The sequence below is a fragment of the Hymenobacter plasmatis genome, from assembly GCF_020711255.1.
Lineage (GTDB): Bacteria > Bacteroidota > Bacteroidia > Cytophagales > Hymenobacteraceae > Hymenobacter.
Genome location: NZ_JAJFAW010000012.1, coordinates 24,909 through 51,157, shown reverse-complemented (window position 1 = coordinate 51,157; position 26,249 = coordinate 24,909). Strand labels below are relative to the sequence as shown.

The following is a 26,249-nucleotide window of genomic DNA, read 5'->3' as shown; positions in this document are numbered from 1 at the left end:
CTACGGTGCTGGCCTGACTGCTTCAGGCGCCGCGCCCCTTTCTTACCTATGTCTGCTTCCTTCCGCATCTACTCTTCTTCTGCCGGCTCCGGCAAGACGTACCAGCTCACCAAAGAATACCTGCTGTTGGCGCTGGGCGCCGACGACCCGGCCTATTTCAAGCGCATTCTGGCCATCACCTTTACCAACGACGCGGCGGGGGAAATGAAGGAGCGGATTGTGGGGGCGCTGCGGCGTTTTGCCTACCCGGAAAGCGGCAAGGCTGACGGGCTGCTGGTAGAAGTGGCGGCGGAGCTGGCAGCCAGCGGGCAACTGCCGCCCCACGCCCAAACCTCCGAGGAGCAGCAGCGGGAAGTGCAGCGCCGCGCCGCCGAAACGTTCCGGCTGGTGCTTTACCACTACGCCGACTTTGCGGTGAGCACAATTGACTCGTTTGTGCAGCGCATCGTGACGGCCTTCACGCGGGAGCTGGGTTTGCCGGCCACCTTCGAAGTTGAGCTGGATACGGATAGTGTGCTGCAAAGCGCCGTGGCCGCGCTGCTCGATAAAGTGAACCGGGACCCGAACAGCAAGCTGCTTTCGCAAACCCTGGCCGAATATGCGCTGGGCCAGGCCGAAGAGGGCAAAAGCTGGAGTCGGCTGCCCGAGGAGCTGGCCGGCTTTGGCAAGGTGCTCTTTAATGAGACGGTGCAGGAGGCCGTAGCTCAACTGGGCAAGCTTTCGCTCGCCGATTTCCGGCGGCTCGACAAGCAGATGCGCACGCGGCGCGCTGAGCTGGAAACGCAGGTACTGGAAATTGGCCGGCAGGCCACTGAGGCCATCACAGCCGCGGGCCTCGACCCCACGCACCTGAGCGGCGGAAAAAACGGCATTTTCACGCATTTTGCCAATCCGCTGCGCTGGCTCCAGGCCGGCGATACGCCCACGGCCACGGCCCGCAAGGTGGTAGAAAGCGGCAAGTGGAGCAGCGGCCAGGCCAAAACCGACAAGCGGCTGGAAGACGTTGAGGCCGTGCGCCCGGCCCTGGAAGACGCGTTTCTGGCCTTGGCCGAAATCCGTCTGGCTCAACTTTCCAACTACGGCCTGCTGACCGCCATGCAGCCCTACTTGTTTCATGCCTCCCTGCTGAGCGAGCTCAATAAGCTGGTGGAGCAAATCAGCCAGGAACGCAACGTGGTGCTGATTTCGGAGTTTAACCGGCGCATTGCCAGCATTGTACTCACCGAGCCGGTGCCGTTTTTGTACGAGCGGCTGGGCGAGAAGTACGAGCACATTCTCATCGACGAATTCCAGGATACGTCGGTGCTGCAGTGGAACAACCTGCTGCCGCTGGTAGAAAACACGCTGGCCAACGGGCACTCCAGCCTGGCGGTGGGCGATGCAAAGCAGGCCATTTACCGGTGGCGCGGCGGCGAGATGGAGCAGATTCTACGCCTGCACCAAGGCGACACCGCGGCGCTGGTATCCCGGGCCCGCGACGAGGAAATGCGCGAGCTGCTGCGGCTGCGCTACGAAACCCTCGACCCCGCCCTGCAAGCCAAGGCACTACAGGTGAACTACCGCTCGGCGCGAGAGATTGTTGATTTCAACAATGCTTTTTTCGAGGCGGTAAGCACCCGGCACGCGGCCCTGGGCCTGGTGGGCGGCATTTACGATGATGCGTTTGGCCAGCAAGTGCCCGAGGCCCGCGCCGGCACGCAGCAAGGGCACGTGGAGCTGCTCTTTACCCAAAAAGACGCGCCCGCCCGGTGGTTCGATGCCGCGGCGGGAGCCTATATCGAGGAGCCGCTGCCGGGCCACCTGCCCGAAGCCCTGCTTACCTACGACGAAAGCACCTGCTACCTCACGCTGCAGTTGGTGGAGCAGGCTTTGCGCGACGGCTTTGCCCTGGCCGACATTGCCGTGCTGTGCCGCACGCGGTACGCCAGTAAAATCATTGCCAAGTTCCTGAAAGAGCGGGGCTACGCCATCATTTCGGCTGATTCGCTGGCCCTGGAATTTGCCGAGGTAGTGAACCTGCTGGTAAGCATCCTGCGGGTGCTGCACCAGCCCGCCGATACCCTGGCCCGCGCCGAAACGCTGCTGCTTGTAGATAAGGTAGTGCGGGGCCTGGCTCCTACCCCTGCCCGCGCCCGGCACATTGCCGAAATTGCCAACGCCCTGCACGGCAAGCCCTTTTTTGACGAGCTGCGGGCCTTGGGCTACGACGTGCGGGAGGACGAAACCGGCAACCTAGGCCTCTACGAACTGGCCGAGCGCCTGCTCAATTTGTTTGGCCTGCTGGGCCGCAACGGCGAGAGCGACTACCTGTTTCGCTTCCTCGATTTGACGCTGGAATACAGCCTGAAGTTTGGCAATAACCTGGGCAACTTCCTTACTCACTGGGAAGAGCGCAAAGGCCGCATCAGCATTAACGCACCGGGCGGGCGGGCGGCCATCACCATTACCACGGTGCACAAGGCCAAGGGCCTGGCATACGGCGTAGTCATTGTGCCCTTTGCCGACTGGAGCCTCGAGCCGCACCGCGGCACTTTACTGTGGGGGCATTTAGAAACTGAGTCAAAGCCCTTGGAAGGCATGCCTGAGGTTGCGGTGGTCAGCCTCAGCAAAGGCATTCAGCAAACGGCGCTGGCCGCGCAGTACGACGAGGAACGCGAAAAAACCTTCCTGGAAGGGCTCAATACGCTGTACGTAGCCTTTACGCGGCCGCGCCACCGGCTCTACGTTATCAGCAAGCGGCCCGAGGAAAAGAAAACAGCGAAATCGAGCGACGAAGCCGGGCCCTCGGTGCCCGGCACGGCGGCTCGCAACGTGGCCGATTTGCTCCACGGCTACCTGCTGGCGCGCGGCGAGTGGCAGGAAGACCAGGTATCCTTTGTGCTGTCGCAGGGGTCGATGGCGGTGCTGCAGGCGGCGGCCGTACCGGCTCCCACTTTTACCCTCACCAACCTGGCCGCCGCCCCCTGGGAAGACCGCCTGAAGCTGCGCCGGCACGCTACCACGCTGTTTGACTTTGACGAGCAGCAAGCCCAGGGTGAGTGGAACCGCAAGCTGCACTACGCCCTTCGCCGCCTGCTGACAGCCGCCGACGTGGGCCGGGTGGCGAGCCAGCTCGTGGCCGAAGGCATCCTGGGCGCCCGCGAACGGCCCGCCCTGGTTGAGAGTCTGGAAAAGCTGGTGAGCGACCCGCGCCTGGCCCCCTACTTTGCCCCGCACCTGAGCGTGGAAACCGAGCGGGAAATACTAGTGGGTGGCGTGCGCCTGCGCGACTACAAGCCCGACCGCGTGGTGCTGGCGCCTTCCCTGGAAGTGTCAGACCGCACCGGGGGCCGCGTCACGCTGCTGGATTTCCGGCTGCCACCGCCTCAGGAAAAACACAAGCGGCTGCTGCGCAATTACGCCACGCTGTTCGAGCAATTGGGCTACGCCGAGGTGCGCGGTATTATTTATTACTTCGGCACCGAGGAAGTGGTGGAGGTTTGAGGGCGGTGGAACGGGGGTTGAGCTGAACCTTGGGCCGCCCCTGCCGAACTTTGGCCCATGCACACCCTTGAACAACTGCGCGCCGGGAAGCTGGCCGGCATCCAGCGGCTCGATTTGGCCGCTGGCTTGACCGAGTTTCCCCGCGAGATATTTGACCTGGCCGACACGCTTGAAGTCCTGAATCTCTCGGGCAACGCACTGACCGAACTGCCGGATGACCTGGGCCGCCTGCACAAGCTGCGCGTCCTGTTCTGCTCCGACAACCGCTTCACCACCGTGCCCGCGGTGCTGGGGCAGTGCCCGCAGCTGAGCATGGTGGGCTTCAAGGCCAACCAGATTCACACCCTGCCAGCGGAAGCACTCACCCCGGCTCTACGTTGGCTCATTCTCACCGACAACCAGCTCAACGAGTTACCCGATGAAATCGGCAATTGCCCGCAGTTGCAAAAGCTGATGCTGGCCGGCAATCAGCTACGGGAGCTGCCCGAGAGCCTAAGCCGCTGCACATTACTGGAGTTGCTGCGCATTGCGGCCAATCAGCTCACGGCCCTGCCCGCCTGGCTGCTCGATATGCCACGGCTCGCGTGGCTGGCTTACGCCGGCAACCCATTTTGCGAACGAGCCGAAACCGCAGCCGTGGCCCAACACCCCATAGGCACCATCGATTGGGCGGAACTGGCCATCGAGCAGCAACTAGGCGAAGGCGCATCAGGCGTGATTTACCAAGCGCAGTGGCAGAAAGCGGGTGCGCCCGCGGCGAATGTGGCCGTCAAGCTGTTCAAGGGTGCCCTTACCAGCGACGGGCTGCCGCACAGTGAAATGGCGGCCTGCATCAGCGCAGGCGCGCACCCCAACCTGATTGCCGTGGAAGGCAAGGTAGCTCAACACCCGGCCAATGCAGAAGGGCTGGTGCTTGAGCTGATTAGCCCGGATTTTCAGAACCTGGCGGGCCCGCCCAGCCTGGCCTCCTGCACGCGGGACGTGTATGCAGCCGGCACTTCTTTCACCCAGGAAGCTGCCCTGCGCCTAGCCACCGGAATAGCCGCCGCCACTTCTCAGCTCCACGCCAACGGAATTTTGCACGGTGACTTGTATGCGCACAACATTCTGACCACCGACACGGGTGACGCGCTGTTGGGCGATTTTGGCGCGGCTTGCTTTTTCTCACATGATGAGCCCGAAACATCCCGCAGCCTGCAGCAGTTGGAAGCGCGGGCCTTTGGGTGTCTGCTGGAAGAACTACTGGAGCGTTGCGCGGTTGCGGAGGCCACGCCGGAGCCATTTGAGGCACTCTGGAACCTGCAGCGGCAATGCGTGCAGCCCACCGTGGCTGCCCGGCCCGTATTCAGAGAAATTCACCGCTCGCTCTTGCAAGTGCAAAAGGCGGCCGCCCAAATCCTCAGCCGGTAGCAGCCTGTTGAGCTAAATACCCTTCGCTGTTGCGCGCTACTTGCTGGCGGCAGGCTCGGGCGCAATGCGGGTGGGCGTTTGCCGGCCGGCCACGATGCCGCTCGCGCTTTGCGCAATGGCCTGGATGATGGCCGTCATGTTGGGCAGGTTCAGGCTTTCCACCTCGTCGTCAACCGAATGGTACAGCTTGTCGTCGGGAATCTGGTCGCTGCTGATGGTGTGGGCCGGCACGCCGAGCTTGGCCAGGGTGGCGTTGTCGGAGCGGTAAAACAGATTTTGCTCGGGGTATGGGTCGGGCTCGAAGCGAAACTTGCTGCCCGTCAGGTTGGCTTGCAGCAATTTGCCAAAGTCTGATTTATCGAACCCCGTTATGAATGCAGTGTTGGGCCCAAACTTGGCTTCTTTGCCAATCATCTCGATGTTGAACATGGCCACCACCTGCTGCGGGGCAAGCTGCTGGGAGAAGTAGCGGGCCCCAAACCCTCCAACTTCCTCGGCCGCAAACGCCGTGAAAATGAGCGGCCGGGCGTTGTCGTTTTTCAGCTTGAAATATTCCGCCAGCGCTACTACCGCGGTGGTCCCGCTGGCGTCGTCGTCTGCCCCGTTGGCAATGGAATCGCCAGCGGCGGAGGGCTTGATGATGCCCAGGTGGTCGTAATGGCCCGAAAACACCACTTTTTCTTTGGCCCGCGCCGTGTCGCGTCCAGGCAGCATGCCCACCACATTGCGCAGCTCGGTAACCACCTGCTCGGTCTTGCCCTTCACCTCAAACGTGATGCTCTTGGCCCTGGCGTTGTTGGCCAGGCTCGGCGCTGTGGGCGTAACGAGCACCACGCAGGAATACGGGCTGCCGGCCTCCGTAGCCCGAAACCGCACTTGCCGCCGGCTATCCACCAGCTTCTTAAAATCGGCGCTGTGAATGGGGTCTAGCAGCACCAGTAAGTTCTGGCTGGGCCGCCGGATTTTGCTCAACACCTGCCCAAAATCGCCGTTGGTCGTAATGGTGAGCACCTCCAAGTCAGGGGTTTGCTGGGTCCACTCCACTGTGGGCTGGTTGCTGACAAGCAGCAGCTTGTCAGCCGGGATGGCGGCCCCATTCAGCGTCGCGCTCAGCCCGGCCACCCGCGAACTATATACCGGAAACACCTGCTCGAATCCCGTAGCACCGGGCAGCGGCAGCAGCCCAATGCGCTGGAATTCGCCCGCCAGAAATTGAGCTGCCTTCAGCCCTCCCGGCTGGCCGGTGCCGCGGCCCTGCATGGCATCGCCGGCCAGGGTGGTGAGCACGCGCCCTACCGTGACCGCCGAAACCAGCGGAGTCGCAGGGGCAGCTTTTGGGGCTTTGCGCCGTTGGGCTGGGGCAGTGAGAGCCGTGAGCGCGAGCGCTAAAGTGAGCAGGTGTGCTTTCATTTAAACGAATTGAAGGGTAGTGCCCCTTTTCAAGAATCAACTTAAGATTTTATGTTTGGCGCAGTAACCTTGCACCTTGCGCAAACATACACCTACCCCGGTCGGAAGAGCTATTCTTTTCATATCAATAAATGGCCAGGCAGGCACCCTTGGTCGTTTATTTCGTGAGCCACCCGTTGGCGTCGAGCCAGTTTCTCAGGTGTTCGGTCCAATCGTCTTTCGTGGTTTTGTTATGCAGGCCGAAGCCGTGGCCGCCGTGTGGGTAGAGGTGCATTTCGGCGGGCACGCCGTGGCGCAGGCAGGCCTGGTAGAATACGATGCTGTTGTTGACGGGAACCGTCTTGTCGTCCTGGGCGTGTACCAGGAAGGTGGGCGGCGTTTGGGCCGTCACCTGCAACTCGTTGGAATACTGGCGCACCTGCTCCGCCGCAGGGGTTTTGCCCAGCAGATTATCCCGGGAGCCGGGGTGGCGCAGGCTGTCGCTGAAACTGATAACCGGGTACATCAGCACCAAAAACGCCGGCCGCACCGACACGGGGCCGGGATTGGGGCCCACCGGCTTCGCAAACTGCGTTCCAGCCCAGGCGGCCAGGTGGCCACCGGCCGAAAATCCCATCAGGCCAATGCGCTCTGGGTTAAGGCTGTACTTGGCCGCCTGCTGGCGCACGAGGCGCAGGGCCTGCTGGGCATCGAGCAAGGGCGCAATGGTCTTATCGGGCTGGCTCTGGTCGTTGGGCAGGCGGTATTTCAGCACGAAGGCCGTCACACCCATTTCGTTGAGCCGCTTGGCCACGTCGTACCCCTCGCTGTCGATGGAAAGGCGCGTGTAGCCGCCGCCGGGGCAAATGATGACGGCCGTGCCGTTAGCGGTACCGGGCGCAGGCAAAAAGGCCGTTAGATTGGGCTGGACCACGTTGGAAATGCGCACCCCACCGTTGGCCAACGTGATGCTCGTTTCCTGGATTCCGCTGGGCTTGGAATCGGGGATGGTGCCGGAGTAGAGCGGGAAGGTTTGCTGGGCCAGCAGGCGGCCGGCAGCCAGCAGCACGAGGCCAGGAATGAGGAGAAAGCGGGTCGTTTTCATAGATAACGCAATTGTACGAACTGTTGAGCTAAATAGCCACATGGTGGCATTATCTTACATAGATTTTCTATTTTTCAAGGAAATTACGTCAAAATGCAACCCTAAATGAACCATGCCGTAGCGCGGCGGGTCTTGGCTGCATGCGAAAGACCACTCTGTTGGCCGTCGCTGCTCTGCTGAGCAGCCCCGGCCTCACCCTGGCCCAGAACACGCCGGAAGAAAACAACCCCAACGTTGATGCCCCTTTCGTGCGAAACATTCGCGCCGACCGTCCCGGGCAAACCATCACCGCGCAGGTGCTGCAGCCCGGTCGCTTTCAGTTGGAAGTAGGCACGCTGCGGACGTCTCCCAGCCTTGGCCCAAGCATGTTGAGCACCGGCGCCACCCTCCGCGTGGGCTTTTTCAACAGCATGGAGCTGCGCGTGACCCAGCCGTACTTTCACAACTACCGCCGACTCAACCCCGAATCTGGCCAAATGGAACCTACCCCGGGCTGGGCGCCGGTAGTAGTGGGGGCCAAGTTTATGATTTCGCCCAACTACGATACCCGCACCCAAGTGGCCCTGCTGGTTGAGTCGCCAATTCCGAATACCGGCAGCGAGGCCCTGGCAGCTAAAACCCTCGCCCCCAGCGCCCGGCTGCTCATTAGCGAGCAAATTGGGCAGCGCTACGGCCTCGAAGCAAACTTCGGCTTCAGCCAGCCCGGCATGAAAGTGGCCGACATCGAGAAAGGCCAGTTCCTGGGCACGTTGGCCCTGAATGGCGCCATTACAAATAAAACCGGCTTTTTCGTGGAAGCCTACGGAACCGGCCGATCGGTGCTCACCTCCGGCACCACGGCTGGCCTCTACTGGCGCCCCGTACCGCAGGCCCGCGTAGATATCAATGCCGGCCGCGTACTCGGCGGCCTGGCCAGCGGCACGGCTACCATAGGCGCCGGCCTGACCTTTAAGCTGGGCCAATAAATCAATAACCCAAAAAAGGCGGGTCGCAGCTGGAATGTATCCGGCTGCGGCCCGCCTTTTTTGGGTTATTGAATTTAGCTCAACGTCAGTACCAAATCGTCGGCTTGCACGCGGCTGCCTTCGGCCAGCACAATGCTGTCGACCACCACATCGTGCGGGGCGGTGATGGTGGTTTCCATTTTCATGGCTTCGATGACGAAGAGCGGCGTGTTTTTGGCTGCGGCCTGGCCGGGCTTCACCAGCACCTTGCTCAGCATGCCTTGCAGCGGCGCGCCCACTTGGTGTGGGTTGGCCTTATCGGCTTTGGCATTGCTAATTTTGGTGACGGCCACCGACTGGTCGCGCACTTGTAGGTTGCGGGTCTGGCCGTTGAGGGTGAAGAAAATGGTGCGGCAGCCTTCCTCGTTGAGCGTGCCCACCGACTCGACGCGCACGATTACCGACTTGCCACGGGCTATTTCAATGATGGTTTCCTCGCCTGGTTTCAGGCCGTAGAAGAACACCGACGTGGGCACTTTGCTTACATCGCCAAACTTCAGGCGGTGAGCCCAATATTCTTCGAATACTTTGGGATACAGCAGCGACGACAGCATGTCGGTGAACTTCGCGCCCGGAAACTTCTCCTGAAATGCGGGCCACTCCTTGTCGAAATCAATGGGCAACAGGTGCTCATTGGGTCGGTCGGTGAAGGGGGATTCGTTCTTAAGAATGAGCTTCTGCAGCTCGGCAGGCCAGCCGCCTTCGGGCTGCCCAATGTCGCCGCGAAACAACTCGCGCACCGACTCGGGGAAGTTCAGGGTTTCGCCTTTCTCCATCACATCGGCTGGCGTGAGGTTGTTGCTCACCATGAACAAGGCCATGTCGCCCACCACTTTGCTGCTCGGCGTCACCTTCACGATATCGCCAAACAGGTCGTTCACGTCGGCAAAGCGCTGCTTCACTTCCTCAAACTTATCGAGCAAGCCCAGCGACGCAGCTTGCGGGCGCAGGTTGGAGTACTGCCCGCCCGGAATCTCGTGCTGGAACACTTCCGAAGTGCCCGCTTTCAAGCCCGACTCAAACGGGTAATACATCTCGCGCACCGCTTCCCAGTAGTTGCTGAACTCGTTCAGTGACTGCTGGTTGAACTCGCGGTGGCGCGGCGTGTGACGCAGCATCTCTACTACGGAGTTGAAGTTGGGCTGAGAAGTGAGGCCCGATAAAGAGCCCAGCGCCACGTCAATAACATTAACGCCGGCCTCTACGGCCTTGGCGTAGGTGGCGGCCTGCAGCGAGGATGTGTCGTGCGTGTGCAGGTGAATGGGCAGCTTTACGGTATCGCGCAGGCCCTGTATCAGCTCAGTAGCGGCGTAGGGCTTGAGCAAGCCGGCCATGTCCTTGATGCAGAGGATATGCGCACCGGCATCTTCCAACTGCTTGGCTAGCTTCAGGTAATAGTCGAGCGTGTACTTGGTGCGGCTAGGGTCCAGAATGTCGCCGGTGTAGCAGATGCAGGCTTCGGCCAGCCGGTCGGTTTTGTTGCGCACAAAGCCGATGCAGGCCTCCATGCCCTTGAGCCAGTTCAGGGAATCGAAAATGCGAAATACGTCGACGCCGGTTTCAGCTGCCTGCATCACAAACCGCTCGGTGAGGTTATCAGGATAGGCCTTGTAGCCCACGCCGTTGGCCCCGCGGATGAGCATCTGCAGCAGGATGTTGGGGATGGCTTCGCGCAGCTTGGCCAGTCGCTCCCACGGGTCTTCGCGCAGGAAGCGCAGGGCCACGTCGAAGGTGGCGCCGCCCCAGACTTCCAGGGAGAAGGTTTGGGGGTGTTGCTGGGCGTAGGCACCGGCCACTTTCAGCATGTCCCAGGTGCGCATGCGGGTGGCCAGCAGGCTTTGGTGGGCGTCGCGCAGGGTGGTGTCGGTGTAGTGCACCAAGGGCTCGTCGCGCAGCCATTGAGCAAAGCCTTCGGGGCCTAACTCGTGCAGCTTTTGCTTGGTGCCGGGCGCGGGCGCCGCGTGGTCGAATTGCGGGATGCGAGGCCGGCGCGGGTTGGCGCGCGGGTCGAGCAGGTTTCGCACGTCGGGGTTGCCGTTCACCACCACCTCGCCGATGAAGCCGAGCAGGCGCGTGGCCCGGTCCTGCCGGGTCTCAAACTTGAACAGCTCAGGGTGGTCCTTGATGAAATCGACATTGGCCTGCCCGTGCTGAAACTCCTCGTTGCCGACGATATTCTTCAGAAACTGGATGTTGGTTTTCACACCCCGCACCCGGAATTCGTCGAGGCTGCGCAGCATTTTTTGGGCCGCGCCGGCCAGCGTGGGCGCGTGGGCCGACACCTTCACCAGCATCGAATCGAAGAACGGCGACACCACCACGCCCTGGTACACCGAGCCCTCGTCGAGCCGGATGCCGAAGCCGCCGGCGGCCCGGTAGGCCACGATGGTGCCGTAATCGGGCTTGAAGTCGTTCTCGGGGTTTTCGGTGGTGATGCGGCACTGGATGGCAAAGCCCGCGCGCAACGGCACCACGTCGGGCCCGAGGCCAATTTCGGGGTCGCTGAGATTGTAATTAGCGGCGATGTAAATCTGCGTTTTAATCAAATCAACGCCCGTAATCATCTCCGTCACCGTGTGTTCGACTTGGATGCGGGGGTTTACTTCGATGAAGTAAATCCGGTCGTGCTCGGGGTTCACCAGGAATTCCACGGTGCCCACGTTGTCGTAGCCCACGGCCCGACCGATGCGCAGGGCGTATTCATAGAGGAGGTGGCGCTGGTGGTCGGGCAGGTTCATGGCCGGGGCCACTTCCACCACTTTCTGGAAGCGGCGCTGCACCGAGCAGTCGCGCTCGTAGAGGTGCACAAGGTTGCCGTGGTGGTCGCCCACCAGCTGCACCTCGATGTGCTTGGGCCGCTCCACAAATTTTTCCAGGAACACGGTGTCGTCGCCGAAGGCATTCATAGCCTCGTTGCGGGCCTCAAAAAAGCCTTTCTCCAGCTGCTCGTCGTCGCGGATGATGCGCATGCCGCGCCCGCCGCCGCCGCTGGCCGCCTTCAGCATCACGGGATAGCCAATGCGGTTGGCCTCGGTTTTGGCCGTTTCAAAATCGACCAGGTCGGCCTCGCTGCTTTCAATCTGAGGCACCTGGCAGCGCAGGGCCACTTCCTTGGCCCGCACCTTATCGCCGAGGGCTTCCATCACCTCGGGCCGGGGGCCCACGAAAATGATGCCTTCCTCGGCGCAGCGGCGCGAGAGCGTGGCGTTTTCGCTCAGGAAGCCGTAGCCCGGGTGGATGGCGTTGGCCCCGTTCTCCTTGGCCACCCGCAGCAGGCCCTCAATGTCGAGGTAGGGCTTCAGCGGCTCGTCGTCGCGGCCTATCTGGTAGGCTTCGTCGGCCTTATAGCGGTGCAGCGAGTACCGGTCTTCGTAGGTATAAACGGCTACCGTGGGGATGTTGAGCTCGGTGGCGGCGCGCATCACGCGAATGGCAATCTCGCCACGGTTGGCGACCAGGAGTTTAGTTATGTTCATATGCGAGGAGTGAGACAAGCGCGCTTACGGCGAAACTACGTCATAGGCTGCCCAATTCAGGATTTGCCTGGAGTAGAATTACGCAGCTCAGGTGCAGCAAATGCCTGATAGCTGTATACGGCTATATTTGGCTCAACTTGGCTGCGACAGTCCGCCCTTTGCTTATGATGCGCTTCCGCTATCTCCTACCCGCCCTGCTGCTAAGCCTGGCGGCGCGGGCACAATCGGCGGCGCCGCTTCCGGCTCCTGCCAGCCCAGGCGCTTGGGGCGGTGGCATTGGCATCGGCAATGGCCTGGAAATCCACGCTGATTACCTCAAAGGGCACCTGCTGCTAGTGGGACGCAGCCGCTATAAGTGGTGGGGGCCCCAGGAAGGTCCCGGTTCCAGCAACTTGCTACAGAATTTCAACACCCGTTCGCGGCAGACCGAAGTGGCCGCCCTGGCCGGCTACGGCCTACCCGTAGGCCGCGGCCTTGCTTATGCAGCAGCCGGCGTGGGCTACGTAGCCGGCCGGGAGCTCGGAGCCTACCGCTACACGATTAGAAGCAACAACTTCTTTTCCAACGACACCCATTACTATGCTTACCGCAGCTACCAGGCCATTGGAGTTCCGCTGGAAGTGGGCTTGCTAACCCCGGGCACGAAACGGGGCTTGGGTATCGGGCTCGCGTTTCAAACTAACCTCAACCCCGAGAAGTCCGTGTACTGCCTGCTCCTCACGTTCTGGGGCGGCCAGCTTGGCGCTTCCCCTTCGGGCCACGGCAACTAATGGCCCAGCAGCTCACGCCTTATTTACCCGCCACTTTTCCTGCCACGATGCGTCCACTTCTTACTCACTTGCACGGACATATGCTCTTCATGGGGTTATTGCCCCTGGTGGTCGGCTGCTCGCTTACGTCCAGCGAAGTGGAGCCGAAGTTGCCCACCGGGCGCATCAGCGGCGGCAACACGCTCGTTTACCGGGCCGAGGGGTTGCCCGTGGTGGCTCACAACGATTCCAGCTTCGGCACCATCATCAGCTCAATATTTGGCGGAAAGGGCCCGGTTAGCGGCTATCTGGATTTCACCAACCAGCTGGTTATTCATGGGGTGGATAGCCAGAACCCGCCGGCAGCCGGCCAAAAGCAGCACGTGCTGCACCTGGAGTTGCCCGCGTTTCAAGGACCAGGCACTTACGCACTTGGCGCGCCGGAGACATTCTACCAAGTGTCGGTGTTCAACAGCGACAAGCGCTTGGATTCGCCCCTGACTTTCTATCCCGTTTCAGCACCAGGGGCGCGGGTTACGGTTACGCAATGGGATGCTGCAAGCAGGCACCTGCAAGGCACTTTCTCAGTAAAGTTGGTTGAGCAGGGCACTGGTCAGTCGGTGGCGCTCACCGACGGGCGTTTCGACCTGATTCTCGAGCAATAACCTCCGCGGCCTGGCGGCAAAACATGTGGGCAGCATAGGGGTTAGGAAGGCACCTCCCGCTATTCTTCACTTCCCCACATGGATTTCACCGACAAAAACATTCTGCTCATCGGCGCTTCGTCGGGCATCGGCTTGGCCACGGCGCAGCTGCTCAGCCAGCTGCACGTGAACTTGTTCACCGCCTCCCGGCACCTGTCGCCGGAGCTGGAAGCCCTAGGCACCACGCACATTGTCTATGATGCCACCCAGCCCGTCGGCACTGCTTTCGACGGGTTGCCGGAGGTGTTGCACGGCGTGGCTTACTTCCCGGGCAGCATCAAGCTGCGGCCGTTCGAGCGCATTCCCACCGATGATTTTCTGGCCGATTTTGACTTGAATGTGCTGGGTGCCGTGCGGGTGCTGCAAGCCACCATCAAGCGCCTGAAAAAGGCCGAAGGCGGCGCCTCCGTAGTGCTGTTTAGCACGGTGGCCGCCGATACGGGCATGAGCTTCCACACCAGCATCGCCACGGCCAAGGCGGCGGTGGAAGGCCTCACCCGGTCCCTTGCCGCCGAGTACGCCGTCAGCGGAGTGCGCGTGAATTGCATTGCGCCTTCCCTCACCAACACTCCCCTGGCTGCGGCGCTGCTCAACTCGCCCGAGAAAGTAGAAGCCGGCGGCAAGCGCCACCCCCTGCAGCGCATCGGCCAGCCCCAGGACCTGGCCTACACAGCCTCGTTTCTCCTCTCTGACCACAGCTCTTTTGTAACCGGCCAAGTGCTGGCCGTGGACGGCGGTATGGGCAAGCTGAAATAGCACAGTGTTATGAAAATCTGCATTTTCTGGCACCGGCGCGACCTGCGCCTCCACGACAATGCCGGCTTGGCCGCCGCCCTGGCCAGCGGCTTACCGGTGGTGCCACTTTTCATTTACGACCAAGACATTCTCGACCACCTGCCCAACAAGGCGGACGCCCGACTCACCTACATTTTCGATGAAGTGGAGAGCATGGCCGCGGCCACCGAAGCAGCCGGCGGCACCTTCCTGGCGCGCTACGGTAAGCCGGTGGAAGTGCTGGAAAAACTGGTCCAGGAGTTTGAAGTGGCGGCCGTGCACACCAACGAAGACTACGAGCCCTACGCCACCCAGCGCGACGCAGCCGTACAGCAGATGCTCCAAAAGTACAACGTTGATTTCCTGCTTTATAAAGACCAGGTCATCTTCGCCAAGGAAGAAATCATGACCAAATCGGGCACCGTGCCCAAGGTATTTGGGGCGTACCACAAGAGCTTTCTGGCCAAGCTCACCGACGACCTATTACTACCCTACGGCTCGCTGGGCGACTTTACAGCTCAGAATCTGCAGCGCCTCCCGGCCGCCAAAGCCGGCCCCCGCCCTACCCTGACCAGCATGGGCTTCGAACGGCTGGAGCAGTACGTGCCCACCGCCGACTTGCCGGCCGAGGACGTGGTCCGCAACTACCACAACACTCGCAACACCCCTGCCCTGCAAAACGGCACGGCCCGCATTTCGGTGCAGCTGCGCTTTGGAACGCTCAGCGTGCGGCAGGTGATGCGGCAGGCCAAAGCCATGAATCCGAAGCTGCTGGCCGAAATCATTTGGCGCGACTTCTTCATGATGCTGCTCTGGCACTACCCCAACACTGCCACTGAGGCCTACGACCCCAAGATGCGGCATGTGCCCTACCGCAACAACGAAGACGAATTCCAGGCCTGGTGCGAGGGCCGCACCGGCTACCCGCTCGTGGATGCCGGCATGCGCGAGCTCAACGCCACCGGCTACCTGCCCAACCGTGTGCGCATGACCGTGGCGGGCTTTCTGGTGAAGCACCTGTTCATCGATTGGCGCTGGGGCGAGCGGTATTTTGCCGACAAGCTGCTCGACTACGAGCTGGCCAACAACGTGGGCAACTGGCAGTGGATGGCCGGCACCGGCGCCATCTCGGCCCCGTGGTTCCGGGTGTACAGCCCCGAAAACCAGCTGGCTCAAGTTGACCCCGAAATGAAATACGTGAAGCGCTGGGTGCCCGAAGTGGGCACAAAGGATTACCCGGCCCCAATTGTGGAGCACAAGTTTGCGCGGGACCGGGCCGTGGAAGCCATTCGGGCCGCCCGGATCGCGGCATCGTAGCGTGGACTCTACGAGTCCGCGCCGGGCCAGGATTTTCGATGGCGGGCGCGGCCTCGCACAGTCCACACTACATCAGAACCGTAGGCCCCTTGCGGCGGTTGTGTAGGCATGGAAAAGGACCGTATCAAACAAGCCTATCTCAGCTTCGTGCTCAACGAAGGCCACCCGCCGCAGTCGGTGTTCAAGCTCACGCAGCAGTTGGGCATTGCGGAGCAGGAATTCTACAAGCATTACCCGAATTTTGAAGCCATCGACCGCGAGCTGTGGTCCGACTTTGGCCGGCAGGCGCGCACCACAGCCGCATCCGAGCCCGTGTGGGAAGGCTACGGGAGCCGCGAAAAGCTGCTGGCCTTCTACTACACGCTGCTAGAGATTCTCAAGCAAAACCGCTCGTATGCCCTCATGAGCCTGCGCCGCTCGCTGCACCGCATGCCGGCGCTCACGCCCCGCGTGCTCGACGATTTCCGGCAGGATTTTGAGCTGTTTGTGAGCGACTTGCTGCGCGACGGCCGGGTGAGCGGCGAAATAGCCAACCGCCCGCTGGTGCAGGAGGGCTACCCCCGCTTCTTCTGGCAGCAGGCGCTGTTCGTGCTGGGCTTTTTTGCCAAAGACGACTCCGTAAACTTCGATCGCACCGATGCCGCCGTGGAAAAAGCCGTGACGCTGAGCTTCGACCTCGTGGGCCGCAACACTCTGGATTCGGCCGTGGATTTCGTGCGGTTTTTGGTGCGTCGCTAATCCTGCCTTGATGTCCGACGAACCCCAAACCTCCCTGCCCACCACCAAAGTGGCCCGCGCCGCGCGCTTTGCCAAAACCGGCATCAGCGTGGGCGCCAACTACGTGAAGCACTACGCCAAGCGGGCCGTGGGTGCCGAATCGACCACCGAGGACCTGCACGCCGCCAACGCCGCCGAGCTCTACGGCGCCCTGAGCGAGATGAAAGGCTCGGTGCTGAAGGTGGCCCAGATGCTGGCGATGGAGAAAAACATGCTCCCCACCGCCTACGCCGACCAGTTTGCCAAGGCCCAGTACCAAACGCCGCCGCTCTCCGGGCCGCTGGTGGTGAAGGCTTTTCGCGACGCTTTCGGGCAGTCGCCCTACACGTTGTTCGATGAATTCGAGCCCGAAGCCCGGCAGGCCGCCAGCATCGGCCAAGTGCACCTGGCTCGAAAGGATGGCCGCCCGCTGGCCGTGAAGGTGCAATACCCGGGCGTGGCTGCAACCATTAAATCCGACATTAACCTCGTAAAACCCATTGCCCTCCGGATAATGGGGCTCAGCGAAAGCCAGGTGCGGCCCTACCTGGAAGAAGTTGAAGCGCGCCTGCTGGAAGAAACTGACTACCAGTTGGAGCTGCGGCGTGGGCAGGAAATCGCGGCCCAATGCCAGGGGCTGCCGCACCTGGAGTTCCCGGCTTACTACCCGGAATATTCCACGGCTCGCATTCTGACCATGGACTGGCTCGGCGGCCAGCACCTGAAGGAGTTTTTGGCCACCAACCCGGCGCCGGAGGTCCGCAATCAGCTGGGCCAGGCGCTTTGGGACTTCTACCAGTTTCAGTTTAACACCCTGCACCGGCTGCACGCCGACCCGCACCCCGGCAATTTCTTGATGCGCGCCGACAACGGCGGCACCCTCGGCGTGCTGGATTTTGGCTGCGTGAAGGACGTGCCGCAGGACGTGTACGAGCTGTTTACCGCCCTGCTGGCTCCCGAAACCATCGTCGACGAAGCCCGGCTCGCCGCGCTGCTCACGCAGGCCGGTGTGCTTCGGGCTACCGATGCTCCGGCAATGCGGGTGCTCTACCTTCGCACCATGCAGGTGTCGCTGGAGCTGGTGGGCCGGCCCTTCCGCCAGGCCACCTTCGACTTCGGCGACCCCACGTACATGGCCGCGCTCTATGCCCTGGGCGACGACCTGATGGCCGACCCCGAGCTGCGCAAGCAGCGCGAACCGCGCGGTTCTGAGCATTTCATTTACCTCAACCGGACCTATGTGGGACTGTTTGCCCTGCTTACCGCGCTGGGCGCCGTGATAGAAACCCACGTGCCCACTGCGGCTGAAGCTGCAGTTTGGCAATTCGAGAGATTGAGTTAAAACCTGGCTCCATTGGCCGTGCTACCTTCGCGGCCATGAATATCCGGGCGGAGCTACTGCGGGAACACTCGGCGCGCCAGACCAAGCGGCTGACCGATTACGCCTGCTCGCACCCGGCGTGCTTGGCCGAGCTGCTGCAGGTGTTCTGGTACGGCGAGCCCCGGGAGCGGCAGCTGGCCGCCGATGTGCTGGGCTGGGTGGGCCAGCGGCGGCCGCAGTGGCTGGTGCCGCACTTGCCGGGCCTGCTGGCGGCCGCGCAGCCCAGCCCAGGCCAGCACCCGGCGGTGCGGCGCAGCGTGGCGCGGGTGCTGCAATTTGTGCCGGTGCCGGAAGAGTGGCAGGCGCTGGCCTTTGATACCTGCCTGGGCATGCTGCAATCCCCGGCCGAGCCGGTTGCCATCCGGGTCTATGCGCTGAGCGCCGCCGTGCGCTTGGCCATGCCCTACCCTGAGTTGACGAGTGAGCTATTGGCGGCGGCCGAAAATGTGCTGGCTACTACGAAGTCGGCCGTTTTGCACAGCCGTGCGGAGCGGGAATTCCCCAAACTTCGCAGTGTTTTGCGGGAAGATTTGCCGGGTTAGTTGTTGTTTTGGCACATTTGTTCCAATTCTCAAAATTCCCATGAAAAAACTACTTACCCTCGGCGTAGCCCTGCTGAGCCTCACTTTCTCCGTTTCGGCCCAACAAATGGCCAGCTGCTGCGCCAAGCCGGCCGCCAACCTCTCGGCCTCGGCCACCGAGGCCTTCGCCATGCTGGCTGCCGACAAAGATTTCTCGGGTGGCCACGACGCGCCCCTGCCCTTCGTGTTCACGGGCGAAGGCAAGGATATCACCTTCAAAACGCCCGACGGTGCCACGGGCCGCGGCTACGAAATCAAAAGCGCCACGCCCAGTAACAAGTACCTCTTCGTAATTCACGAGTGGTGGGGCCTGAACGACTACATCAAGAAGGAAGCCGCCACCTTCGCGAAGGAGCTGCCCGGCGTCAACGTCATCGCCGTGGACCTCTACGACGGCAAGGTGGCCACCACGCCCGAAGAAGCCGGCAAATACATGGGCGAAGTAAAATCGGAGCGCGCCGTGTCCATCCTCAAAGGCGCGCAGATGTACGCCGGCCCCAAGGCGCAGTTTGCCAGCATCGGCTGGTGCTTCGGTGGCGGCTGGAGCTTGCAGGAGGCCCTGCTCGGCGGCAAGCAAACCGTGGGCTGCGTGATGTACTACGGCATGCCCGAGAAGGACGTAGCCAAGCTCAAGACCCTGAATTCCGACGTACTGGGCATCTTTGCCAGCCAGGACAAGTGGATTAACCCCGAGGTAGTGAACCAGTTCAAGAAAGACATGGCCGCAGCCGGCAAAAAAGTAACCGTGTACAGCTACGACGCCGACCATGCCTTTGCCAACCCCTCCAACCCCAAGTTCAACAAGGAGTTTGCTGCCAAGGCCCACAGCCAAGCGCTGGCTTACCTGCGCACCAAATTCAAGGTAAAAGCCTCGTAAAGCCGACTACCCAATAGCAAAAAAGCCTTCCCAATTGGGAAGGCTTTTTTTATGCTAATTTGTTGGCCCTTACAAGCTACCTGGCTCAACTTTCTCCTTTCTAGAATTCCCATGGCCTCGCTCTCCGACCTCTTGTCCGAATACGGTGAAAGCCACCAAAACCCGACCAACAAGCTGGTACACTGGGTGTGCGTGCCGCTTATCATGTTTTCGCTGCTGGGCTTGCTTTGGGCCATGCCGGTGCCGGCTGCCATTCAGCGCATCAGCCCCTGGCTCAATTGGGGCACGCTGGTGATGGCGCTGGCCCTCGCCTACTACGTGCGCCTGAGCGGCCGCCTGGCCTTGGGCATGGTGCTGGTATGGGTGGCCATGGCCGGGGCCCTGCACCTGGTAGCCGAGGTTGCCGTGCTGCCGCTCTGGGCCGTCTGCCTCATCATTTTCGCCTTGGCCTGGGTGGGCCAGTTCTGGGGCCATAAAGTGGAAGGCAAGAAACCCAGCTTCCTCAAAGACTTGCAGTTTCTGCTAATTGGGCCGCTCTGGCTACTACACTTCGTATACCGCCGCTTGGGCTGGAGCTACTGACTGCCGGCACGCTAGCCGAGACCAAAAAGGCCGATTAGGTTACTCAGCGGCCTTTTTGGTTGAAGTGATTTACCGGTTAAACTGGTATTCGTGACGCTGCAGAGAAGCTTGGCCATTGGAAAAGCTCACTTCCTTTTTAACGTAAAACTGGTGGCGGCCCAAGGTGATAGTTTTGCGGATGGTGGCAGGCCGGTTGTCGTCCTGCCCCGGTCCTTCCAGCACCAGGCGCAGGGTTTGCTCGGGCAGCCATTGTTTAGCTTGAATGGTGAAGTCGCTCTTGTCCCAGCGCATGTGGGCGCCGTCACGGGCGAGCGTTAGGGTATCCGTTCCCAGCACGTGGCGCTTGTTGGGCTCTTCGTAGTCGAAATGCAACAGGAGTTGGTTGGGGCCGGCCATTTCGCCACGCATGGTGGTGTTGAGCTTCACGGTTTTGCCGCTGCTGTAATCCAGGTACGTGAGCGAGCCCTGCCATTGACCCATCGCCTCGGATAGCTCCGATTCGGTCAGGCGGGGCGCGGGTACCGTGCTGCTAGTACGAACGGGTTCATAGTCCATCCGCAAATCGGTATCGCCGGTAATGGTCAGGTCCAGGCGGGCGTTGGTGGCGCTCGGGTTGAGCAGCACGGCCGTGGAGCCGGCGGCAAAACGAAGCACCCCGCGCTGGCCCGGGGCCAGGGTGGTTTTCCCAAAAATACCGCCGCCACGGAGCCGCTCCTTGATTTCCACGGCCACGGTGCCCGTATTTTTTGCCGATACCCGGAACGCGCCGCCCTGGCCGCCCCCCAGAATAAACTGCTTGCCGGGCTCAATGGTCAAATCGGAATGAATGGGGCCAAAGGAACCGCCCGCCACGGCGGGTACGGCGATGAGCAATGCCCCCAGCACCATGATGACACCTAAGTGCAAGCGGAAGACGAACAGCCCCAAGTAGGTGGCTGGGCCGCGCCAAGCGGCCAGGGAGGAGGTTGCGGTTTTCATGGGGAAGCAGGCGAATGTGGGTTGTGAAACGATGCCCCAAATGTCCCCCGCTACACTTTCCGCCGCGCTTCAACTTACGCCTTGGGCCGTCCCAGCTTATGATTTGGGCCTACTTACCTCCCCCGGGGTGCGGCCAGTCAGTTTCTTAAACACCCGGTTGAAGGTAGATTTGGAATTAAAGCCACACTCTAACGCAATACCTACCAACGAGTAATGCACCAAGCGCGGGTCCTGGAGTTTACGCTCGGCCTCAGCCACTCGGTAGCGGTTCACGAAGTCGTTGAAGTTTTGCCCGCAGCCGGTGTTGATGACGTGCGAGAGCAAGGAAGTATTGGTGCGGAGGCGGTGCGCCAGCTCAGCCAGGGTCAGCTCCGGCTCCAGCCACGGCTGTTCCTCGGCCATGAGGCGCAGCAGTTTCTCGCGCCACGGCTGTAGCTCCGGTGCCAGCTCAACTACCGCAGCAGTCGGCATTGATTTCTCAGTAACGCCAGTAGTTGCGGTAGATTGGGCTAACCCCGGGCCGCTCCCAGCTGTTGGTATTGTGACTGCGGTTGAGTTGGAAGAATGCTTCCACCCCGGAAGTTGGGCTGGCATCTGCTGCTGCTGGTAATCCTGACCGGGCATCCGCCGCGGTGCCTTCCCCATCAGGCTCGAAACGCAGCGGCACCACGGCGGCGTAGTTGGCTTGCAAGCCTACCACGCTCAGGTAATAAATGAGCACGCCATTGGCCAGGTACGCAAACCAGGAGTCGCGGTAGCCCAATGGCCCCACCAGGGCATCTAATACGGAGAAACCCAGCCACACCACCAGCGCCAGCAGGGCGGCGATTAACAAATCGCGCAAGCCGCGAAATCGCAGCCGGGTGGTATCCGAAAAGTTGTTGTCGAGGTAGCGGCGGTACTGGCGGTAGCGGCGCAACGTGGCTGCGCCGTAGCCCAACATCAGGGCGTAGCCGGCCATCTCAGTCCACAGGCTGATGTGCTCCAGTGCTTCAATGGCCGCGCCTTTCGTGCCGAAGTGGTACGGCAGCGCTTGGCCCCGCAGGCCGCGCTGCCAGCCCAAGTCGTAAATCGCCGCCGCCCCATGCAGGGCCACGTACACCAACCACAGTGCCAAGTGCCACCAGTGCCCCTTGAGCTGAAACTGCTGGTTGGTCAGGCTGCGGAAGTACAGGTAAAACACCGGTCCCCAGGCCAGCCACGGCCGCCACGGCACATAGAACATGAACGTGGAATGCCCATCGTGGCTGTCGTACCAGCCGGCAAAGCCCAGCATCCACTGGGCCACCGGCAGCACGTTCAGAAGCAGCAGCAGCGCCAGCAAGCCATCGGCCAGGGTACCGTGGCGGGCGGCCCGCACCAGTAAGTGGAGCGCGAGCACCAGCCCCGGCGCCACAAACGGCAACAGCAACGCACTATGGGCATTAAATTCAAACAGCACGGTGCGAAGCTACAAACCGCAGGCGGCTGTTGGTCACCGCTTTCGGCAGCTCCCTAAGCCGTCACGAACATGCCGGCCAGCTCGGCCACGTAGTCGGTGAGCTGCTCCCAGGCGGGCAGCACGAAGTACTGGTCTTGGTAGCGCGCACCGGTCACGGGCGTCCGCAATACCGTGGCCAGGTCAAACACCAGGCGCGGCGTGTTCTCATTCACGCAGTGGTGGATTTCGCCGGCCGAAGAAAGCAGGCCCGCGCCGTAGAGCCGGGGCTGGCCCTCGTGCTGCACCAGCCCAAATTCGGCGGTGAAGAAATAGAGCGCCCACAGCTGCTCGCGCGCCGGCGAGCCCACGGGCTGCGCCCGGTACGCCTGCCCCAGCATGTGAAGGAAATCGGCCAAGCCTTCGTCCAGGAGCATGGGCACATGCCCGAACAAATCGTGGAACAAGTCGGGCTGCGGGCTGAAATCGAAGGCGTGCATGGGCCGGATGCGGGTCACAATTGGGAACCGGCGCTCAGCCAACAGCTCGAAGAAAGCGGCCGGCTCGAAGGGCCGCCCCACTGGCGCCAGCTTCCAGCCCGTTTGCTCAAACACGGTGGCGCTGAGCTCGCCGATGTCGGGGATAACCTCGCGTCTCATGCCCAAGCGGGCCAGGCCCTGGGTAAACGCCGGCGCGGCCCGACGGTGCAACAGCGCGGTCTGGCGGTCAAACAGAATCTTCCAAATCAGCTGGTCTTGGCCGGTGGCAGTTGCGGGGTTGAGCTTGGCAAACATGGTACTTGAGCTAATTAAAAGGGCGAAAAAAAAGCCCGATATCCTGGCGGATTCGGGCTTTTGAAGGTTCTTAGTGAAGGTCTGGCATCATGCCTTGCTCTTCCTTTTCGCCAATAGCAGCCCAATCTCCCCCTGTTTGGGGCAAGTCATTAGGTTGGTAATATTGACGTGTTGGTGGCGCATGATTAAGACGAATTTAAGGACGGATTTTAAGAATACAAGGGCCTGCCAAAATTAAATTTGAGTAAGCTCAACCGCTAACCGCTTCTATTCGAGCTCGCCGCGCAGGGCAAACACGCGCCGCAGGTTGCGCACCAGCTTGGCCGACTCGTCGAAGTTCAGCGTCTGCTGCCCGTCCGAGGCAGCGGTTTCGGGCGTTTCGTGAGTTTCGTATACAATGCCGTCAGCGCCGGCCAGCACGCCCGCCAGGGCCATAGCCGGCACATAGTCCCGAATGCCAATGCCGTGCGACGGGTCCACGATTACCGGCAGATGGCTCTTCTCCTTCAAAATGGGCACCGCGTTCAAATCCAGGGTATTGCGGCTGGCTGTTTCGAACGTACGGATGCCCCGCTCGCAGAGAATCAGTTTCTCATTGCCCCCCGAAAACACGTATTCGGCCGAAGAAAGCAGCTCTTCGATAGTACCCGAGATGCCGCGCTTTATCATCACCGGCTTGTCGACGCCGCCCAGCGCATCGAGCAGGTTGAAGTTCTGGGTGTTGCGGGCGCCCACTTGGAACACGTCCACGTAGTCGTGCATTTCCTCGACTTGCGAAACCTGCATCACCTCGGTCACGATTTTGATGCCGCGCGCGCGGGCCATCTGATGGAACAGTTTCAGGCCGTCCATGCCCAGGCCGCGGAACGAGTAGGGCGATGAGCGGGGCTTGAACACGCCGCCGCGCATCAGCCGCACGCTGTTTTCGACGAGGTGCGTCATCACCTTTTCCATCTGGGCTTCGCTCTCGATGCTGCAGGGGCCGGCGCACAACGCCAGGGTCCCTTCGCCTATCGTCACGCCGTCGCCGAGGTCGAGCACGGTGGGCTTCACGCGCCACTTGCGGCTCACTAGCTTGTAGTCGTCGGACACGCGGTGCACGTCGCGCACGCCCGGCAACTGGCCAATGGTGCGGATGTCGAAGTCCTTCTTCCCAATAGCCACCAGGTAGTGGGCGTGCTGGGTAGTGACTTCGGTGGTTTTGTAGCCCTGCTGCTTCAGATGCTCGGTAATGGCCGGCACTAGGGCAGTTTTCTCAAGTTGAATTATCACGGAGTGAAGAAGTTAATTAGACCGTCATGCTGAGCGAAGCCGAAGCATCTCGCGTGCAGCAGTAATACAGATGGTTGCAACGAAGCGAGCGGGATGCTTCGGGTGCGCTCAGCATGTCGGTCTTTTTTGGTGATTGTAAGGTTTACGCTTGCTTGATGGCTTGCACGAATCGGGCAGCCGTGGCGGGCGCATCGTCAGTATCCTCCAGCGCGCGGATGAGGGCGGAGCCGATAATGGCGCCGTCGGCATGGCCACAGGCGCGGTCGAAGCCGGTTTTGTCGGCAATGCCGAAGCCGATGAGGCGCGGAGTCTTGAGGTTCATGGCAGCAATGCGCTCGAAGTACTCTTTCTGAGCTTCCACATCGGGTAGCGTGGTGCCGCCGGTGGTGCCGGGCCCCGACACGAGGTAGAGAAACGCATCCGACAAGGCATCGAGCCGGCGAATGCGTGCTTCCGAAGTCTGCGGTGTAATCAGGAACACCGCCTTCAAGCCATATTTCTGAAACATCGGGTGGTACATCTCCTCGTACTCATCCAGCGGCAAATCTGGGAGTATGAGGCCATCGACGCCCACTTCTGCGGCTTTTTGCAGAAAGACTTCCACCCCAAACTGCAGCACGGGGTTGAGGTAGCCCATGAGCAGCACCGGCGTTTCGGGCACGGCGGCGCGCAGCTCCTGCAGTTGCCCAAACAACACCGGCAAGTTCATGCCATTGGCCAGGGCCGCCGAGCTGCTGCGCTGAATTACGGGGCCATCTGCCAGCGGGTCAGAGAACGGCATGCCGATTTCAAGAATGTCGGCGCCGGCGCCCACCAAGGCTTTGGCAAGGGGCAGCGTGTCGTGCAGGCTGGGGTAGCCGGCCGTGTAGTACATGTTGAGCAGGTTTTGCTTGCTCGCGAAGGCTTGTTTAATTCGGTCCATCGTAGTTGTGAAGTGGTGGGCCGAGGGCTACACCAGCTTGTCCATGTTCTTGAGGTAGGTTTCCAGGTCCTTGTCGCCGCGGCCGGAGAGGTTCACCACCACCACGTCGTCGGGACCGGCGCCAATCTGGCCCAGAGCCGACAGCGCATGGGCCGTTTCCAGGGCGGGAATGATGCCTTCCAAACGGCTCAATTCGCTTACCGCCTTCAGTGCCTCGTCGTCGGTGATGGAAACGAACTCGGCCCGGCCCGAGGCGCCCAAATGAGCGTGCAACGGCCCAATGCCCGGGTAGTCGAGGCCAGCACTCAGCGAATACGGCTCCGTGATTTGGCCGTGCTCGTCTTGCATGAGCAGCGTGCGGCTGCCGTGGATGATACCCGGCGTGCCCAGCACCGACGTAGCCGCCGAATGCCCGGAATGAATGCCGTGGCCGGCCGCTTCCACCGCAATCAGGCGCACCGAAGGTTCATCCAGAAAATGGTAGAACGCACCCGCCGCATTGGAGCCGCCGCCCACGCAGGCCACCACAAAATTGGGCAGCTCGGAGCCGGTTTTCTCCAGCAGCTGGGCCCGCATTTCCTCGCTGATAACGGCCTGCAGGCGCGCCACCAAGTCTGGGTACGGGTGCGGGCCCACCACCGAGCCGATGATGTAGTGCGTATCCACGGGGTTGGAAATCCAGTCGCGGATGGCCTCGTTGGTGGCGTCTTTCAGGGTTTGGCTGCCGCTTTCGGCCCGCCGTACTTCGGCCCCGAGCAGGCGCATGCGGGCCACGTTGGGCGCTTGGCGCTCAATGTCGACGGCGCCCATGTACACCACGCAGGGCAGGCCCATGAGGGCGCACACCGTGGCCGTGGCCACGCCGTGCTGCCCGGCGCCTGTTTCGGCTATGATGCGCGTTTTTCCCAGACGCTTGGCCAGCAGAATCTGGCCTACGGTGTTGTTGATTTTGTGCGCGCCGGTGTGGCAGAGGTCCTCGCGTTTCAGGAACACCCGCGTGCCGTAACGTTCCGACAAGCGCTTGGCTTCGAACAGCGGCGTGGGCCGGCCCACGTAGTCGCGCAACAGCAGCTGCAACTCCGCTTGGAAATCCGGGTCGGCCAGGATGTCCAGGTAGCGCGTGCGCAGCTCTTCCACGTTGGGGTAGAGCATTTCGGGGATAAATGCGCCGCCAAATTCGCCGTAGTAGCCGCGGGCCGTGGGTTGCTGATAGGATGGAGTCATGGTGATTGATTTTATTCTCTAAACGTCATGCTGAGCGAAGTCGAAGCATCTCGC

Annotated in this window: 22 protein-coding genes; 12 read left to right on the top strand and 10 right to left on the bottom strand. The window is 61.5% G+C overall.

The window, feature by feature from the left end:
* Nucleotides 1-48: 48 nt before the first annotated feature.
* Both LJ738_RS10510 and LJ738_RS10505 read left to right on the top strand, forming a co-directional pair.
* A complete protein-coding gene (locus LJ738_RS10510) occupies nt 49-3,483 on the top strand; it encodes a UvrD-helicase domain-containing protein (RefSeq protein ID WP_227786278.1) in 3,435 nt (1,144 codons plus the stop codon).
* A gap of 57 nt (nt 3,484-3,540) precedes the next feature.
* Nucleotides 3,541-4,893: a leucine-rich repeat-containing protein kinase family protein gene (locus tag LJ738_RS10505; protein WP_227786277.1), complete on the top strand. Its 1,353-nt coding sequence runs from the start codon at nt 3,541-3,543 to the stop codon at nt 4,891-4,893.
* 36 nt (nt 4,894-4,929) lie between these two features.
* On the opposite strand, the gene LJ738_RS10500 is transcribed toward LJ738_RS10505, so the two are convergent.
* Nucleotides 4,930-6,303, bottom strand: a complete 1,374-nt coding sequence (locus tag LJ738_RS10500; RefSeq protein WP_227786276.1) for a M20/M25/M40 family metallo-hydrolase — start codon at nt 6,301-6,303, stop codon at nt 4,930-4,932.
* 157 nt (nt 6,304-6,460) lie between these two features.
* Nucleotides 6,461-7,387, bottom strand: coding sequence for an alpha/beta hydrolase (locus tag LJ738_RS10495; protein WP_227786275.1), 927 nt, complete (start codon nt 7,385-7,387; stop codon nt 6,461-6,463).
* A gap of 140 nt (nt 7,388-7,527) precedes the next feature.
* Here LJ738_RS10495 and LJ738_RS10490 point away from each other — a divergent pair, with 140 nt between their 5' ends.
* A complete protein-coding gene (locus LJ738_RS10490) occupies nt 7,528-8,352 on the top strand; it encodes a transporter (RefSeq protein WP_227786274.1) in 825 nt (274 codons plus the stop codon).
* A 74-nt stretch (nt 8,353-8,426) separates the two neighbouring features.
* Here LJ738_RS10490 and LJ738_RS10485 read toward each other — a convergent pair whose 3' ends face one another.
* Complete coding sequence (locus LJ738_RS10485) at nt 8,427-11,867, bottom strand: pyruvate carboxylase (RefSeq protein WP_227786273.1); 3,441 nt, start codon at nt 11,865-11,867, stop codon at nt 8,427-8,429.
* A gap of 164 nt (nt 11,868-12,031) precedes the next feature.
* Between LJ738_RS10485 and LJ738_RS10480 the strand changes: the two genes are divergently transcribed.
* From LJ738_RS10480 to LJ738_RS10440, 9 genes are all read left to right on the top strand, one after another.
* On the top strand, nt 12,032-12,637 hold the full coding sequence (locus LJ738_RS10480; RefSeq protein WP_227786272.1) for a hypothetical protein: 606 nt from the start codon (nt 12,032-12,034) through the stop codon (nt 12,635-12,637).
* Between the two features lie 89 nt (nt 12,638-12,726).
* Entirely contained in the window at nt 12,727-13,281 is a 555-nt protein-coding gene (locus tag LJ738_RS10475; protein ID WP_227786271.1) for a hypothetical protein, read from the top strand.
* A 78-nt stretch (nt 13,282-13,359) separates the two neighbouring features.
* Nucleotides 13,360-14,076 (top strand): SDR family NAD(P)-dependent oxidoreductase, encoded by a 717-nt coding sequence (locus tag LJ738_RS10470; RefSeq protein ID WP_227786270.1) that lies wholly within the window; start codon nt 13,360-13,362, stop codon nt 14,074-14,076.
* Nucleotides 14,077-14,085: 9 nt separating this feature from the next.
* The gene (locus LJ738_RS10465) at nt 14,086-15,411 is read left to right on the top strand and encodes a cryptochrome/photolyase family protein (protein ID WP_227786269.1); all 1,326 of its coding nucleotides are present in this window, start codon (nt 14,086-14,088) and stop codon (nt 15,409-15,411) included.
* Nucleotides 15,412-15,519: 108 nt separating this feature from the next.
* A complete protein-coding gene (locus LJ738_RS10460) occupies nt 15,520-16,149 on the top strand; it encodes a TetR/AcrR family transcriptional regulator (protein ID WP_227786268.1) in 630 nt (209 codons plus the stop codon).
* A gap of 10 nt (nt 16,150-16,159) precedes the next feature.
* On the top strand, nt 16,160-17,509 hold the full coding sequence (locus LJ738_RS10455; RefSeq protein WP_227786267.1) for an ABC1 kinase family protein: 1,350 nt from the start codon (nt 16,160-16,162) through the stop codon (nt 17,507-17,509).
* Nucleotides 17,510-17,544: 35 nt separating this feature from the next.
* Nucleotides 17,545-18,090: a hypothetical protein gene (locus LJ738_RS10450; protein ID WP_227786266.1), complete on the top strand. Its 546-nt coding sequence runs from the start codon at nt 17,545-17,547 to the stop codon at nt 18,088-18,090.
* A 40-nt stretch (nt 18,091-18,130) separates the two neighbouring features.
* Nucleotides 18,131-19,006 (top strand): dienelactone hydrolase family protein, encoded by an 876-nt coding sequence (locus LJ738_RS10445; RefSeq protein WP_227786265.1) that lies wholly within the window; start codon nt 18,131-18,133, stop codon nt 19,004-19,006.
* A gap of 111 nt (nt 19,007-19,117) precedes the next feature.
* On the top strand, nt 19,118-19,588 hold the full coding sequence (locus LJ738_RS10440) for an Mpo1 family 2-hydroxy fatty acid dioxygenase (protein ID WP_227786264.1): 471 nt from the start codon (nt 19,118-19,120) through the stop codon (nt 19,586-19,588).
* A 69-nt stretch (nt 19,589-19,657) separates the two neighbouring features.
* Here LJ738_RS10440 and LJ738_RS10435 read toward each other — a convergent pair whose 3' ends face one another.
* The 7 genes from LJ738_RS10435 to trpB all read right to left on the bottom strand — a co-directional run bounded on the left by LJ738_RS10435 (nt 19,658) and on the right by trpB (nt 26,195).
* Nucleotides 19,658-20,566: a hypothetical protein gene (locus LJ738_RS10435; protein WP_227786263.1), complete on the bottom strand. Its 909-nt coding sequence runs from the start codon at nt 20,564-20,566 to the stop codon at nt 19,658-19,660.
* Between the two features lie 96 nt (nt 20,567-20,662).
* A complete protein-coding gene (locus tag LJ738_RS10430; protein WP_227786262.1) occupies nt 20,663-21,037 on the bottom strand; it encodes a helix-turn-helix domain-containing protein in 375 nt (124 codons plus the stop codon).
* Between the two features lie 7 nt (nt 21,038-21,044).
* The gene (locus LJ738_RS10425) at nt 21,045-22,007 is read right to left on the bottom strand and encodes a hypothetical protein (protein ID WP_227786261.1); all 963 of its coding nucleotides are present in this window, start codon (nt 22,005-22,007) and stop codon (nt 21,045-21,047) included.
* Between the two features lie 53 nt (nt 22,008-22,060).
* Complete coding sequence (locus LJ738_RS10420; protein ID WP_227786260.1) at nt 22,061-22,777, bottom strand: phenylalanine-4-hydroxylase; 717 nt, start codon at nt 22,775-22,777, stop codon at nt 22,061-22,063.
* 267 nt (nt 22,778-23,044) lie between these two features.
* Nucleotides 23,045-24,049, bottom strand: a complete 1,005-nt coding sequence (gene aroF / locus LJ738_RS10415) for a 3-deoxy-7-phosphoheptulonate synthase (protein WP_227786259.1) — start codon at nt 24,047-24,049, stop codon at nt 23,045-23,047.
* A 142-nt stretch (nt 24,050-24,191) separates the two neighbouring features.
* Nucleotides 24,192-24,971 (bottom strand): tryptophan synthase subunit alpha, encoded by a 780-nt coding sequence (gene trpA, locus LJ738_RS10410; RefSeq protein WP_227786258.1) that lies wholly within the window; start codon nt 24,969-24,971, stop codon nt 24,192-24,194.
* Nucleotides 24,972-24,998: 27 nt separating this feature from the next.
* Nucleotides 24,999-26,195 (bottom strand): tryptophan synthase subunit beta, encoded by a 1,197-nt coding sequence (gene trpB, locus LJ738_RS10405; RefSeq protein ID WP_227786257.1) that lies wholly within the window; start codon nt 26,193-26,195, stop codon nt 24,999-25,001.
* Nucleotides 26,196-26,249 lie beyond the last annotated feature (54 nt).

Bases quoted from the DNA above. Each gene is read 5' to 3' on its own strand.
- LJ738_RS10510 (WP_227786278.1), top strand. From the start codon at position 49: ATGTCTGCTTCCTTCCGCATCTACTCTTCTTCTGCCGGCTCCGGCAAG.
- LJ738_RS10505 (WP_227786277.1), top strand. From the start codon at position 3,541: ATGCACACCCTTGAACAACTGCGCGCCGGGAAGCTGGCCGGCATCCAG.
- LJ738_RS10500 (WP_227786276.1), bottom strand. From the start codon at position 6,303: ATGAAAGCACACCTGCTCACTTTAGCGCTCGCGCTCACGGCTCTCACT.
- LJ738_RS10495 (WP_227786275.1), bottom strand. From the start codon at position 7,387: ATGAAAACGACCCGCTTTCTCCTCATTCCTGGCCTCGTGCTGCTGGCT.
- LJ738_RS10490 (WP_227786274.1), top strand. From the start codon at position 7,528: ATGCGAAAGACCACTCTGTTGGCCGTCGCTGCTCTGCTGAGCAGCCCC.
- LJ738_RS10485 (WP_227786273.1), bottom strand. From the start codon at position 11,867: ATGAACATAACTAAACTCCTGGTCGCCAACCGTGGCGAGATTGCCATT.
- LJ738_RS10480 (WP_227786272.1), top strand. From the start codon at position 12,032: ATGATGCGCTTCCGCTATCTCCTACCCGCCCTGCTGCTAAGCCTGGCG.
- LJ738_RS10475 (WP_227786271.1), top strand. From the start codon at position 12,727: ATGGGGTTATTGCCCCTGGTGGTCGGCTGCTCGCTTACGTCCAGCGAA.
- LJ738_RS10470 (WP_227786270.1), top strand. From the start codon at position 13,360: ATGGATTTCACCGACAAAAACATTCTGCTCATCGGCGCTTCGTCGGGC.
- LJ738_RS10465 (WP_227786269.1), top strand. From the start codon at position 14,086: ATGAAAATCTGCATTTTCTGGCACCGGCGCGACCTGCGCCTCCACGAC.
- LJ738_RS10460 (WP_227786268.1), top strand. From the start codon at position 15,520: ATGGAAAAGGACCGTATCAAACAAGCCTATCTCAGCTTCGTGCTCAAC.
- LJ738_RS10455 (WP_227786267.1), top strand. From the start codon at position 16,160: ATGTCCGACGAACCCCAAACCTCCCTGCCCACCACCAAAGTGGCCCGC.
- LJ738_RS10450 (WP_227786266.1), top strand. From the start codon at position 17,545: ATGAATATCCGGGCGGAGCTACTGCGGGAACACTCGGCGCGCCAGACC.
- LJ738_RS10445 (WP_227786265.1), top strand. From the start codon at position 18,131: ATGAAAAAACTACTTACCCTCGGCGTAGCCCTGCTGAGCCTCACTTTC.
- LJ738_RS10440 (WP_227786264.1), top strand. From the start codon at position 19,118: ATGGCCTCGCTCTCCGACCTCTTGTCCGAATACGGTGAAAGCCACCAA.
- LJ738_RS10435 (WP_227786263.1), bottom strand. From the start codon at position 20,566: ATGAAAACCGCAACCTCCTCCCTGGCCGCTTGGCGCGGCCCAGCCACC.
- LJ738_RS10430 (WP_227786262.1), bottom strand. From the start codon at position 21,037: ATGCCGACTGCTGCGGTAGTTGAGCTGGCACCGGAGCTACAGCCGTGG.
- LJ738_RS10420 (WP_227786260.1), bottom strand. From the start codon at position 22,777: ATGTTTGCCAAGCTCAACCCCGCAACTGCCACCGGCCAAGACCAGCTG.
- trpA (WP_227786258.1), bottom strand. From the start codon at position 24,971: ATGGACCGAATTAAACAAGCCTTCGCGAGCAAGCAAAACCTGCTCAAC.
- trpB (WP_227786257.1), bottom strand. From the start codon at position 26,195: ATGACTCCATCCTATCAGCAACCCACGGCCCGCGGCTACTACGGCGAA.